The organism is Brevundimonas sp. (genome assembly GCF_041648055.1).
Classification (GTDB): Bacteria; Pseudomonadota; Alphaproteobacteria; order Caulobacterales; family Caulobacteraceae; genus Brevundimonas.
Genome location: NZ_JBAZPS010000006.1, coordinates 64847 through 78168 on the forward strand (window position 1 = coordinate 64847; position 13322 = coordinate 78168).

The 13322-nt window shown below is 64.8% G+C and carries 11 protein-coding genes; 9 read left to right on the forward strand and 2 right to left on the reverse strand.

Annotation, left to right across the window (positions count from 1 at the left end):
• Nucleotides 1-173: 173 nt before the first annotated feature.
• From WC585_RS12235 to WC585_RS12250, 4 genes are all read left to right on the forward strand, one after another.
• Complete coding sequence (locus WC585_RS12235) at nt 174-3512, forward strand: TonB-dependent receptor domain-containing protein (RefSeq protein ID WP_373258261.1); 3339 nt, start codon at nt 174-176, stop codon at nt 3510-3512.
• Nucleotides 3513-3720: 208 nt separating this feature from the next.
• Nucleotides 3721-4035 (forward strand): ribonuclease E inhibitor RraB, encoded by a 315-nt coding sequence (locus WC585_RS12240; protein WP_296165003.1) that lies wholly within the window; start codon nt 3721-3723, stop codon nt 4033-4035.
• A 16-nt stretch (nt 4036-4051) separates the two neighbouring features.
• Nucleotides 4052-7351, forward strand: coding sequence for a carbamoyl-phosphate synthase large subunit (carB, locus tag WC585_RS12245; RefSeq protein ID WP_373258262.1), 3300 nt, complete (start codon nt 4052-4054; stop codon nt 7349-7351).
• A gap of 269 nt (nt 7352-7620) precedes the next feature.
• Entirely contained in the window at nt 7621-8001 is a 381-nt protein-coding gene (locus WC585_RS12250; protein WP_373258263.1) for a hypothetical protein, read from the forward strand.
• A 60-nt stretch (nt 8002-8061) separates the two neighbouring features.
• Here the strand turns inward: WC585_RS12250 and WC585_RS12255 are convergent, their stop codons facing one another.
• Entirely contained in the window at nt 8062-9234 is a 1173-nt protein-coding gene (locus WC585_RS12255; protein WP_373258264.1) for a zinc-dependent alcohol dehydrogenase family protein, read from the reverse strand.
• A gap of 153 nt (nt 9235-9387) precedes the next feature.
• Between WC585_RS12255 and WC585_RS12260 the strand changes: the two genes are divergently transcribed.
• The gene (locus tag WC585_RS12260) at nt 9388-9825 is read left to right on the forward strand and encodes an acyl-CoA thioesterase (protein WP_373258265.1); all 438 of its coding nucleotides are present in this window, start codon (nt 9388-9390) and stop codon (nt 9823-9825) included.
• A 10-nt stretch (nt 9826-9835) separates the two neighbouring features.
• Here WC585_RS12260 and WC585_RS12265 read toward each other — a convergent pair whose 3' ends face one another.
• Entirely contained in the window at nt 9836-10042 is a 207-nt protein-coding gene (locus WC585_RS12265; RefSeq protein WP_373258266.1) for a hypothetical protein, read from the reverse strand.
• A gap of 231 nt (nt 10043-10273) precedes the next feature.
• Between WC585_RS12265 and WC585_RS12270 the strand changes: the two genes are divergently transcribed.
• From WC585_RS12270 to WC585_RS12285, 4 genes are all read left to right on the forward strand, one after another.
• Entirely contained in the window at nt 10274-11047 is a 774-nt protein-coding gene (locus tag WC585_RS12270) for a YebC/PmpR family DNA-binding transcriptional regulator (protein WP_373258267.1), read from the forward strand.
• A gap of 77 nt (nt 11048-11124) precedes the next feature.
• Nucleotides 11125-11643, forward strand: a complete 519-nt coding sequence (locus tag WC585_RS12275) for a hemerythrin domain-containing protein (RefSeq protein ID WP_373258268.1) — start codon at nt 11125-11127, stop codon at nt 11641-11643.
• Nucleotides 11644-11726: 83 nt separating this feature from the next.
• Nucleotides 11727-12518, forward strand: coding sequence for a hypothetical protein (locus WC585_RS12280; protein ID WP_373258269.1), 792 nt, complete (start codon nt 11727-11729; stop codon nt 12516-12518).
• A gap of 67 nt (nt 12519-12585) precedes the next feature.
• On the forward strand, nt 12586-13284 hold the full coding sequence (locus WC585_RS12285; protein ID WP_373258270.1) for an MgtC/SapB family protein: 699 nt from the start codon (nt 12586-12588) through the stop codon (nt 13282-13284).
• Nucleotides 13285-13322 lie beyond the last annotated feature (38 nt).

A 13322-nucleotide genomic window follows, 5' to 3' on the forward strand; every position in this document is an offset into this window, starting at 1 on the left:
AATGTTTGAATAACATTGTAATGTTGCAAGAAATGCTACGGCAAGGCTTGACCAATCTCTTGGACCGAGACCTTTTGCACAGCCTTGTCGTCCCTTCGACATAACTGCGTTATTCAGATAGCTTGGGTTTTTAATCTATGATCGATATTCGCAAGACATTGCTTGCAACCACGATGTTGGCAGGCTCAATCGCCATTTCCGCCCCCGCGCTGGCACAGACGGTGCCCGCCGATCAGCCAGCCGGTACGGTGACGGGCCAAGAGCCCTTGAATCAGGCACCCGTTGCTCAGGACCAGGCCACCGAACTTGGCGAGGTCGTCGTGACCGGGTCGCGCATTCGCCGCGATGCCACCAACGCACCGACACCATTGATTCAGGTTCAGCGCGAAGCCCTGCTGTCGACTGGCCAGGCGACGGTAATCGACTACCTTGCGACCATCCCTGCCCTTTCAAACTCTGTCGTTCCGTCGGACACGACGGGTTCGAACCTGGGTGACGGCGGTCTGTCGCTGCCGAACCTTCGCAGCCTCGGCTCGAACCGCACCCTCACACTGGTTGACGGACGCCGCCACGTGGGCTCCAGCGGCGGCTCGCTGGCCGTCGACATCGATACCATTCCGCGTCTGCTTATCGAGAATATCGAGATCGTCACCGGCGGTGCCGCCTCGGTCTACGGCGCCGACGCCGTATCCGGCGTGCTGAACTTCATCCTGCGCAAGGATTTCGAGGGCCTGGAGATCGACGCCAACTACGGCATGATCAACCAGGACGGCCAAGCCAATCGCCGTATCTCGGCCCTGGCAGGCGTGAATCTGCTCGACGGTCGCCTCAATGTCTATGCCCACGGCGAGTATGAAGAGGTCGACGAAGTCACCTCCAACAACATCGACTGGATCAACGACGCACCGTTCCGTGCCGGCATTGATGCCGATCCGACGACGGCACCGTTCGACGGCAACCAGGACTTCCAGCTGTTCAAGAACGTCCGCCGCATGGATATTCCGCGCTGGGGTGCCACCACGCTGGCCAACTCGCAGCCCGGTTCGCGCCTCAGCGATCCTGACGTGCCGTACGAAGACTGCTTCGCTCCGGACGGGGCAGGTGGTGAGTTCTTCACCTACAGCAACAACTGCTTTGCGCCGAACCCAGGCAAGACCTTCTACTACGACGGTTCCACCGCCCGCCTGGCCAACTTTGGTCAGCGCATCGGTAACACCGGCTTGTTCCGTCCCTACAACATTGGCGGCGACGGCGAGAATATCGCCGACTTCTCGACCGGATCGCGCGTGCCGCGTTCGGAATCGGCCCGCTTCCAGGCCGGCGCCACCTTCGATGTCACGCCGGACATCGAGCTCTACGCCGAGGCCAAATACGTCACCGAAGATACGTTCGACGTGGGTCAGCCGACCTTCTTCAACGTCGACCTGGTCGATTCTTACGGTGCCGGAACGGCCAACCCGATCTATGCGGTGAACAACTTCGACCTGCGCTGGTCCGACAACGCCTTCCTGCCGCAACTGGTGAAGGATGCCATCGCCGGAAACCAGATCGACCGCTATGCACCGCCGACCGACGACGCCGACAGCGTACTGCTGGGATCGCAAGGTCTGCAGATCGCTCGCCACAGCCTGTTCGGACCAGACCGCACCCAGGACAACACCCGCGAACTGCAACGCTACGTCGTGGGCCTGCGTGGCTCGCGCGATCAGCTGGCCTTCGTCAGGGATTTCAACTGGGACATCGGCTACACCTACGGCCAGGTCGAGGTCGAAAACCGTGAGCGGGGCGTCGATGGCCAGCGCTTTGCCCTGGCCGCCGATGCCGTGCTCGACACGGCCGGTGTCGTCAACGGCACACCGGGCGAAATCGTCTGCCGCGTCCAGCTTCTGGCCGCGCAGGGTGCGCCCGACGGAGCCTTGGGTGATCCGCAACGTGGCGGTGACCTGCGCGACAGCGAGTACGGCCGTCGCAGTATTGACGAGTGCGCCCCGCTGAACGTCTTCGGCAAGGGCAACCAGAGCCAGGCGGCGCTCGACTATGTCGACGCCACAATCGGCGTCACCGAGCGCAACGAGCAGGAGCAGGCGATCGCTTCGATCTCCGGCAATCTGTGGGACTTCTGGGGAGCCGGACCTCTGGGCGTCGCTCTGGGGGCCGAATATCGCCGCGAGGCGACCTCGGCCACCGGCCGCGATCGTGACACGGACGGACGCCTGCTGTTCCTCAACACCGGTGCCGATTTCCCGGAGGTCGAATACGATTCCAACGAGTACTTCGCCGAGCTTTCGGTCCCACTGTTCCGCGACAGCTTCCTGGGTGAATATGCCGAGCTGAGCGGCTCCTACCGCTACGCCGACTATTCGACCGTAGGCGACGTGGATGTCTATGGGGTCAACCTGGTCTACCGTCCGATCCAGGACATCGCCTTCAAGACCAGCTACAACACATCGGTGCGCGTGCCGGACCTGGGCGAAAACTTCTCGCCTCTGGGACAGACGTTCGCCAACGCCTTTGCCGACCCTTGCGCCACCCTGGCCATCGCCGATGTTCAGGATGCCGAAACCCGCCAGAACCGGATCAACAACTGTACGGCGCTGGCCGCCGAACAGGGTCTGACGTTCGACTTCGCCGGGGCGACCGCAACCAACCTGGACGACTTCAACCCGAACTACACCTCGGGCATCGCCGGCTCGCTGGGGGGCAACCCGAACCTACGGCCGGAGGAGTCCAACAGCTTCACCTTCTCGACGGTGCTGCGTCCACGCTTCATCCCGAACTTCTCGCTGGTCCTCGACTACTACGAAATCGAGATCGAACAGGTCATCTCGGCCGTCAGCGCCGCAACCGCCGCGGCCAACTGCGTCAACGGGGCGACGCTGAATGCGGATGCCTGCGAAACCATCTTCCGCAACAACCCGGACATTCCGTTCGGCGTGGGTGCGCCGGCTGGTGATTCCGTGGGTGGCTTCATCGAGCGGTCGTTCAACTATGCCAAGCTGCAGACCCGTGGCCTGGACTTCACGGCCAACTACCGTGTCGACACGCTTGAAATGACGGGCCGCGACTTCGGCCAGTTCGACTATCGTCTCGCGGGTTCGTGGCTGATCGATCAGAAGGAGTTCCTGAACGAAGGCGATCCGAGCGACTTCACCGAACTGGCCAGTGGTCTGTTCTACCCCCGCGTTCGTCTGACCTCGTCGCTGACGTGGGCACCGAACGAGATCTGGAGCGTCAACTGGACCGCCGACTGGCAAACGGCCCAGGACATCGTCAACGTCCGCGACTTCGTGAACAATGCCGATGCCCGTCTGGTCAGCGAACTGGACACCGAAAACTTCACGCGCCACGATTTCACGGTGCGCTGGAATGCTCGCGAGGACCTGACGGTTCGCGCCGGCGTGGTGAATGCGTTCGATGCTGAACAGGCCGACTATCTCGGCACGACGCTGTATTCGAACTTCGACCCCTACGGCCGTCGCTTCTTCATCGGCCTGAACTACCGCCCGTTCTGATTTCGGAACCGGCCAAGACGGATCAGGGGCGGCTCGAAAGGGCCGCCCCTTTTTCGTGCGTGCACAGCAAATGGCAGCGCCAGGCGCATTGGTTCTTGCCCCCGCCCCCTGCCCTCTTTAGACGGACCGCTTAACCGACAACCCGAACGGAACCGCGCCGGCGTATCGCCCGCGCCGGATTTTCGTGCGCGAAAGGACCGCTGCAGACGTGACCGCATCCGATGTCCCGCACGATGAGCGCGACGCCATGATCCGGGCGTCCCTGGCAGAGCATGGCGACAGTGGCGTCACGCCCCGGCACACCCTGTTCTACTTCTATGGCGAGGGTGACCACGACGATCTGAACGAGGTCGCGCGGCGCGCCGGCTTCATCACGCGCGGCCAGGACGAGATGACCGTTCTGGAGACCACCATGGCGGTGGACGAAGCCTCGTTCGCGCCCGTTTCATCCATGATGCAATCCTGGGCCGCGGCCTTCCAGCTGGACTATGACGGCTGGGAGTGCGCGGTCGTGACGAACTGATCAGACGAGGCCGAAGATGCCCAAACGCACAGACATCAAAGCCATCCTGATTATCGGTGCCGGTCCGATCGTGATCGGTCAGGCCTGCGAGTTCGACTATTCCGGTGTTCAGGCTTGCAAAGCGCTGAAGGCCGAGGGGTACCGGGTGATCCTGGTCAACTCCAACCCCGCCACCATCATGACCGACCCGGAGGTGGCCGACGCCACCTATATCGAGCCGATCACGCCGGAGTTCGTCGAGCAGATCATCGCCAAAGAGCGTCCCGATGCCCTGCTGCCGACCATGGGCGGCCAGACGGCCCTGAACACGGCCCTGGCGCTGGACGCATCCGGCGCGCTGAAGAAATACGGCGTCGAGATGATCGGGGCCAAGGCCGAGGTCATCGACAAGGCCGAGGACCGCCAGAAATTCCGCGACGCCATGGACAAGCTGGGTCTGGAATCGCCCAAGTCCAAGGCGGCCCATTCGATGGAAGAGGCGATTGAAGGGCTGGAGTTCGTCGGCCTGCCCGCCATCGTACGCCCGTCGTTCACCCTGGCCGGGACCGGCGGCGGCATCGCCTATAACCGCGAGGAGTTCGAGGAGATCGTCCTGCGCGGGCTGGACCTGTCGCCGACGACCGAGGTGCTGATCGAGGAATCGGTGCTGGGCTGGAAGGAATACGAGATGGAGGTCGTCCGCGACACGGCGGACAACTGCATCATCATCTGCTCCATCGAAAACATCGATCCGATGGGGGTCCACACCGGCGACAGCATCACCGTCGCCCCCGCCCTGACGCTGACGGATAAAGAATACCAGCGGATGCGGACCGGCTCGCTCAACGTCCTGCGCGAGATCGGGGTCGAGACCGGCGGATCGAACGTCCAGTGGGCGATCAACCCGGCGGACGGCCGGATGGTGGTGATCGAGATGAACCCGCGGGTGTCCCGGTCCTCGGCCCTGGCCTCCAAGGCCACCGGCTTCCCGATCGCCAAGGTCGCCGCGCGTCTGGCGGTGGGCTACACGCTGGACGAACTGACCAACGACATCACCCAGGTCACGCCGGCCTCGTTCGAGCCGAGCATCGACTATGTCGTGACCAAGATCCCCCGCTTCGCCTTCGAGAAGTATCCCGGCGCTGAGGCGACCCTGTCGACCTCGATGAAGTCGGTGGGTGAGGTCATGGCCATCGGCCGGACCTTCCAGGAGAGCATGCAGAAGGCGCTGCGCGGCCTGGAAACCGGGCTGAACGGTTTCGACGAAATCGAGATTGAGGGCACCGACGGATCGGGCGACGAGGGCTCTATCCGGGCCGCCGTCGTGCGCGCCCTGGGCCAGCCGACGCCGGACCGTATCCTGGTCATCGCCCAGGCGTTTCGCCACGGCCTGACAGTCGAGGAGGTCAACGCCGCCTGTTCCTACGAACCGTGGTTCTTACGCCAGATCGCCGACATCGTGCGAACCGAGGGCCATGTCCGCGTCACGGGCTTGCCCGTCGAGGCCACCGAATTCCGCAAGCTGAAGTCCAAGGGTTTCTCCGACGCCCGTCTGGCCCAGTTGACGGGCCTGAGCGAAGCCGCCGTGCGCAAGGCCCGCCGCGCCCTGAACGTGCGCCCCGTCTTCAAGCGCATCGACACCTGCGCCGCCGAGTTCGCCAGCGCCACCGCCTACATGTATTCGACCTATGAGACCGGGGCGCTGGGCCAGGTTCCGGCCTGCGAGTCCAACCCCACCGAGGCCAAGAAGGCCATCATCCTGGGCGGGGGACCGAACCGCATCGGGCAAGGGATCGAGTTCGACTACTGCTGCTGTCACGCGGCCTTCGCCTTCGCCGACATCGGCGTCGAGAGCATCATGGTCAACTGCAACCCCGAGACCGTGTCGACCGACTACGACACCTCCGACCGGCTGTATTTCGAGCCGTTGACCGCCGAGGATGTGCTGGAACTGATCGACGTCGAGCGCTCGAACGGTGACCTGATCGGCGTGGTCGTCCAGTTCGGGGGTCAGACGCCGCTGAAGCTGGCGCATGCGCTGCAGGAGGATGGCGTGCCGATCCTGGGCACCAGTGTGGACTCCATCGACCTGGCCGAGGACCGCGAGCGCTTCCAGAAAATGCTGAACGACATCGGCCTGATCCAGCCGCCTAACGGCCTGGCTCGCAGCGCCGAGGAAGCCGCCCAGAAGGCGGAAGAGGTCGGCTATCCCGTCGTCCTGCGCCCGTCCTATGTGCTGGGCGGACGCGGCATGATGATCGTCCACGACCGCGAACAGCTGGACCGCTATGTCGGTGAGGCCATGCGGGTCTCGGGCGACGACCCCGTCCTGATCGACCATTATCTGAACCGCGCCACCGAGGTGGACGTCGACGCCCTGTGCGATGACGAGACGGTGTTCGTGGCGGGCGTTCTCGAACACATCGAAGAAGCCGGGGTCCATTCGGGCGACAGCGCCTGTTCCATGCCGCCCTGGTCGCTGTCGGCAGAGATCGTGACCGAGCTGAAGCGTCAGACCGAGGCCATGGCCAGGGCTCTGAAGGTGCGCGGCCTGATGAATGTGCAGTTCGCGATCGAGGAGCCGCATAGCGACAACCCCCGTATCTTCGTGCTGGAGGTCAATCCGCGCGCGTCCCGCACAGCCCCCTTCGTCGCCAAGACCATCGGCCAGCCCATCGCCGCCATCGCGGCCAAGGTCATGGCCGGGGTGCCCCTGAAATCCTTTGGCCTGGCGGACAAGCCGTACGACCATATCGCGGTCAAGGAAGCGGTCTTCCCGTTCGCCCGCTTCGCCGGGGTCGACACCATCCTGGGGCCGGAAATGCGCTCGACCGGCGAGGTCATGGGCCTGGACTGGAAGCGCGAGGGCGAGGCCGACATGGCCCCCGCATTCGCCCGTGCCTTTGCCAAGTCCCAGATCGGCGGCGGCACCACCCTGCCCGTCTCAGGCTGCGCCTTCATCTCGGTCAAGGATGAGGACAAGCCCTTCATCATCGACGCCGCCAGGACGCTGCTGGCCGAAGGCTTCACCCTGATGGCGACCGGCGGCACCCACAGCTATCTGGTCGAACAGGGCCTGGCCGTCACCCATGTGAAGAAGGTGCTGGAGGGGCGTCCCCACATCGTCGATGCGATGAAGAACGGCGAGGTCCAGCTGGTCTTCAACACCACCTCGGGCAAGCAGTCGCTGCAGGACAGCTTCAGCCTTCGCCGTACCGCCCTGATGATGAAGATCCCCTATTACACCACCACCGCAGGGTCCCAGGCCGCCGCCCAGGCCATCGGTGCGATCAAGGCGGGTGACCTGGATGTGCGGCCGATCCAGGATTACGGCTGACATACGGCACCAGTCTGCCGGTCGGCCTCACCCTGTCTTGTCTCGTCGCCCTTGGCGGTGCGTGACTGACGTGCGCAGCGTCGGATAGCCGAACCGTCAACCCGACACCGGTGGTACAGGCGGACAACGGCTATTCGCGCGCCCTGTCCCCGATTTCATCTGCATGAATGAAACCTGACCCGGCGCGTTCAGATCGCGCTCAGCCCGGGAATGCTTTTCTCCGATCAACGCCACCACCCCGGTCGGCGCAAACATCAAGGAGAAGACCGATGATGAAGAAGGCTCTCATTCCCGCACTGGCTCTTGTGGCCGCTTCCGTCGCGGTCCCCGCAGCGGCGCAATCCTATGGCTACGGCCCGGCACGCGGTCATGGTTATTTGCAGGTTCAGCACCACGGCGGCTGGCAGCAGATCGCCCAGCGCAAATACAATCTGGACCGCCGTATCGATCAGGGCGAGCGCAACCGCTCGCTGAGCCGCCGCGAGGCCAGCCGTCTGCGCGGCGAACTGATCGCCTTGGTCAATCTGGAGCGCAGCTATCTGCGCGGTGGCCTGACCGTGCGCGAGCGCAACGATCTGGACCGTCGCTACGACCGTCTGTCGCAACAGGTCCGCTATGAGCGTCGCGACCGGGACAACCGCCGCTACTAGACCCTTAGCCATTCCTCAGGCGTTCGAGGGGCGCGATCCGAAAGGGTCGCGCCCCTTTCTCTATGCACCAAAGGTGACCACCGTGCGCACGGCCTGCCCGTCCGCCAGCCGGTCGAAGGCGGCGTTGATGTCGTCCAGCGCGACGCGGCCCGTCATCAGCCGGTCGACCGGCAACCGTCCCTCGCGGAACAGGGCGACAAAGCGGGGGATGTCGCGGGCAGGCACACAGGTGCCGATATAGCTGCCCTTCAGCGTCCGCTCCTCGGCCACTAGCGACACCACATTGACCGCCAGGGCCGCATCGGGCGGAGGCAGTCCGGCCGTGACCGTCGTGCCGCCCCTCCGCGTCATTCGCCAGGCGCTGTCCAGCGCCCGCACCGACCCGGCCATCTCGAACACATAGTCCGCCCCGCCATGGGTCAGGGCCCGAACCTGCTCCACCGCATCCGCATCGGCGGCATTCACCGTCTGCACCGCGCCCAGACTGCGGGCCAGGGCAAGCTTGTCCTCCGACAGATCGACCGCCACGACCGGCGACGCCCCGCTGGCCAGAGCCCCCAGAACGCTGGCCAGGCCCACGCCGCCCAGGCCGACGACCACCGCTGACTGCCCGGCCCTCACGCCTGCCGTATTCACCACCGCCCCGACACCGGTCAGCACCGCACAGCCGAACAGGGCCGCCTGCTCAAACGGCAGGGCCGGGTCGATCTTCACCAGCGACCGGCGTGACACCACCGCATGCTCGGCGAAGGCGGAGCAACCCAGGTGATGATGGATACTCTCGGCCGGGATATCCGCCCGATCCATCGTATCCATGGCGGAGTGTCCATGGATATGCAGCCGCCGTCCGCCACCCAGCAGCTCGCCCTTGCCGTTCGCGGCCGCCCCCGGTTCGCACAGGGCCGGGCGGCCTTCGGCGCAAGGGTTACAGTGGCCGCAGGAGGGCATGAAGACCATGACCACATGATCGCCGATGGCCAGGTCGGTCACGCCTTCGCCCAAGGCCTCCACCACCCCCGCCGCCTCATGCCCCAGGGCCATGGGCAGGGGGCGAGGCCGGTCGCCGTTGATCACGCTGAGGTCCGAATGGCACAGGCCCGCCGCCTTGATGGCGACCAGCACCTCGTCCCGGCCCGGCGGGTCCAGGGTCACCGTCTCGATGCTCAGCGGACGGCTGTCGGCATAGGGGCGGGTGGCCCCGATCGTGCGAAGAATGGCGGCGCGTGTCTTCATGTCGTGAACGCTAGGCGCTTGACGCCGCGTCCGCCAAGCCCGAGCGTTCGATTCAGGCGTGCGGAGACACGTTCGAGGATGATCCTCATAAACCTGCGCTCAAGCAGCGAGCCGCCGCGCGGCGAGCGTTAGCGCACTAAAATGGAGCGAAGCGTGACGGGTACCATCGAACGGACGAAGCGCGGCGACTATCAGCGGTTCCAGGCCATATCCACGCGCTGGATGGACAATGACGTCTACGGCCACGTCAACAATGTCGTCTATTATTCGTGGTTCGACACGGCGGTGAACCGTCTGCTGGTCGTTAACGGCCTGCTGGACATTCACGGCGGCAAGACCATCGGTCTGGTGGCCGAAACCGGTTGCCGGTACTTTTCGCCGACAGCCTTCCCGGACGAAATCCAGGCCGGAGTTCGCGTGGCCCATCTGGGCGACAGCTCGGTCCGCTACGAGATCGGCCTGTTCCGCAATAATGAGGAAGACGCTGCGGCCGTCGGCTATTTCGTGCACGTCTATGTCGACCGCGAGACCAAGAGGCCCGTGTCGGTCGACGCAAAGATGCGTGGCTTCCTGGAAGGAATGAAGATCTGAGGCCGCGGCCTCAGTCGTCCAGCTGGCCCGTCAGGAACAGGATACCCACGGCCGTCAGGGCCCCCAGGGCAAAGGCCCCCAGGATCGACCCGGCCGCGACGGCGGCAGGCACGGTCACGGGGCGAGCTTCGTACCATTCGACAATGTCGGGCCCATGCTCGTTGAAATCGTCGTCGGCATAGAGCTTGGAATTGTAGATGACGTCTTCGGCGGTCATGTCGTTTCCCTTGGCCCCTGCTGATGCGGTCTCAACCGCCTTGTACGTGGATAATACCATCAAACCGTTACGGTTCCTGTATCGTGACAGGCTTCGCATCATCCGCTAGATGCGCGCAACCGGGCACCGCGTCGTGATCGGCGCGACACTGCCGCAAACAGACAGACTACCCGCGCTCAAGCAGCGAGCCTCCGCGAGGCGAGCGTTAGCGCCCCTAAAAAGAGACTCTTCATGGCCGGCCATTCCAAGTTCAAGAACATCATGCACCGCAAGGGCCGCGCCGATTCGGTACGCTCCAAGCTGTTCTCGAAACTGTCGCGCGACATCACCGTGGCGGCCAAGTCGGGCATGCCCGATCCGGCCCTGAACCCGCGCCTGCGCCTGGCCGTCAACAACGCCAAGGCCGAGAGCCTGCCCAAGGACGTGATCCAGCGCGCGATCAACAAGGCCTCGGGCGGCGACGTCGATACGATGGAGGAAATTCGCTACGAAGGTCGTGGCCCCGGTGGCGTCGGCATCATCGTCGAGGCCCTGACCGACAACCGCAACCGCGCCGCCTCCAACATCGGCACCGCCTTCAAGAAGAACGGCGGAGCCCTGGGCGAGATGAACTCCGTCGCCTTCATGTGGGACAAGGTCGGCAAGATCACCTATGCCGCCGAGGCCGGGTCCGAGGACGCCGTCATGGAGGCCGCCATCGAGGCCGGGGCCCAGGACGTCGAGAGCGACCTGGTGAAGCCCGACATCTACGAGGACGCGCCCGGCCACACCATCTGGACCGCCTTCGAGGACCTGAATGACGTGGCCGAAGCCATGTCCAAGATCCTGGGTGACCCCAAGTCCACCGCCATCGTCTGGAAGCCGCAGTCCGAGGTTCAGGTCACCGGCGAAGCCGTCGCCACCCTGATGAAGCTGCTCGACGCCCTGGACGCCGAGGACGACGTGCAGAACGTCTTCTCGAACGAGGACATCTCCGACGAGGACCTGGCGAAATACGCGGGCTGAGGCTTGCGAGTCGTTAGCGCGGAACCGCTGGCGACGGCGGCGATTAACCGGCTTCAAGCCTTGCCGGAGCCGACCTTATGGATATCACCCAACTGATCCTCGACGACCACGCGGAGCAGCGGCGGCTGTTCGGCATCATCGAGCAGATCGATCCGAAGGATACCGACGCCCTCACGGCCGTGTGGGGGCGGCTGTCGGCGTTTCTGGATGTGCATGCCGAGGCCGAAGAGCGGTTCTTCTATCCGCAGCTGATGAAGATCGGCGAAGGGGCCAATGACGCCGAGGACGGCACGGTCGCGGGCGAGACCGAGGACGCCATCGAGGACCACAACAAACTGCGCGACGCGGTCAAGGCCGTCGAGGGCCATGCGGTCGGCTCGCCCGGCTGGTTCGAGGCGGTGGGTGCGGCCAATGTCGTCAACTCCAAGCACATGGGCGAGGAAGAACGTCAGGGTCTGACCGACTTCCGCCTGAATGCCGATCTGGAGATGCGGCATGACCTGGCCGTCAAGTTCGCCGCCTTCGAGGCCGAGCACATCACGGGGATCAAGCCCGTGAACAAGGACCCGGACGCCTACGTCGACAAGCATGGCTGAGCCTGTCGGAAAGCCTGTCCCTCTTGCCTCTGGCCGAAGGTCGGTCAGGATAGGCCATCAGGGCAAAGTGCCGGGGGCCAGCGTTGACACACCACGACTATCAGCCGCTGAACGCTAGCGGCCCTGCACTCCCCGACCGCCGAACCGTCGTGACGGCCGCAGCCAGCGGTCTGGCTCTGCTCCTCGTCGCTACTGTCAGTGCCGTCTATCTGTCGGCGGCCCATCGAGAGGCCGCGCCCTACAGGGCCGAACAGGCTCGTGCGGCGCAGGAACGCCGGATCGCCGCCGATCTGGCTGCCGCAGAGCGCGAGCGGCAGTTGACGGCACCCGTGCCGGGCCAGACCGTCGATGTCTCCGTTCCCGACGTCGGACGCGAACAGATTGGCCAGCCCTCCCGTGCGACGCCGGGGCCTGACCGATCCTCACGCTGGATGCCGCTCGAGTGGGTCGTCCCGCCGCGTTATAGCGTACGCCCGGATCAGCTTCGCGGCGACTTCGAGCGTGTGTCATCGCGGCTGACCTGTGTTGCGGGCCCCGATGGGCGGCTAAGCCAGTGCCGAGGCGTCGACACCCCGGCGGGTTCGGGCCTGTCAGCCCTTCTGGCCCCGCAGCTGGCCCAGGCCCGGGTGGTGCCCAGCCGCGTCGATGGCCAGGCCGTATCCACCACGATCAGCCTGACGGTGTCTTTCGAGATTGAACGGCGCGAGGTGCCGCGCCCGGCCGCGCCGTCCGTCGAACTGCCGTCTTCACGAAACACACCCTTCCTGCCGAACAATGAGCCGTTGGCGTCAGAATCGATACTGCCGTCCATCATCCCGGAAATACCTCCGGCGACGGCGGTGCCGCCAGCGGACCCGGCGACACCGGCCAACTGATCGGAGCGCGTTCATCGCTTTTGTTCCGCGCACGGAACCTCGCAATCACCCCTTCCGTTCGCTTCAAATGGACTGGACCGACCTGCCCGCCTTCACCCTGCCCCTGCTTGCCGCCGTCGTGGCGGGAGGGCTGATCGGGTTCGAGCGGGAATGGCGGGGCCGGGCGGCGGGCTTTCGCACCCACATTCTGGTCTGCCTGGGCTCGGCCCTGCTGATGGAGGCGGCGGTCATGCAGGGGATGTGGCGGTTCGCGCCCCTGCCCGGCACGGATATCGTCAGCGATCCGACCCGGATGGCGCATGGCGTTCTGACCGGCATCGGCTTCCTGTGCGCGGGCGTGATCTTTCGCAGCGGCTTCTCGATCCACGGCCTGACCACCGCGGCATCCCTGTGGGTGACGGCGGCGATCGGCCTGCTGTTCGGGGCGGGGCTGTACGGCCTGGGTGCGGTAGGGACTTTGCTGACGGCGATTATCCTGATTGGCCTCAGACTTGTCAGCGGACGGCTGCCACAGACGGCAGTCGTCGATGCCCACGTCGCCTGGAAACGGGAGACACCGCAGGTCGAGGCGGCGGTGCACCAAGCCTTGGGAAATCTCAACCGCGTGGCCCGCTCGGACCACCACGAACTTCTGGACGATGGCCGGACCGTGCGCTGGGGCTTTCGCCTGACCAAGGCGACACCAGAAGCCATCCATGCCTTCGCCGAGCGGCTGAGAGCCATCGACGGGGTTACTGGCTACGATCTGGATCCCCGCGACGACTAGAACTGAGCCGTAGTCATTGTTCGCTAACCGTCTTTGCG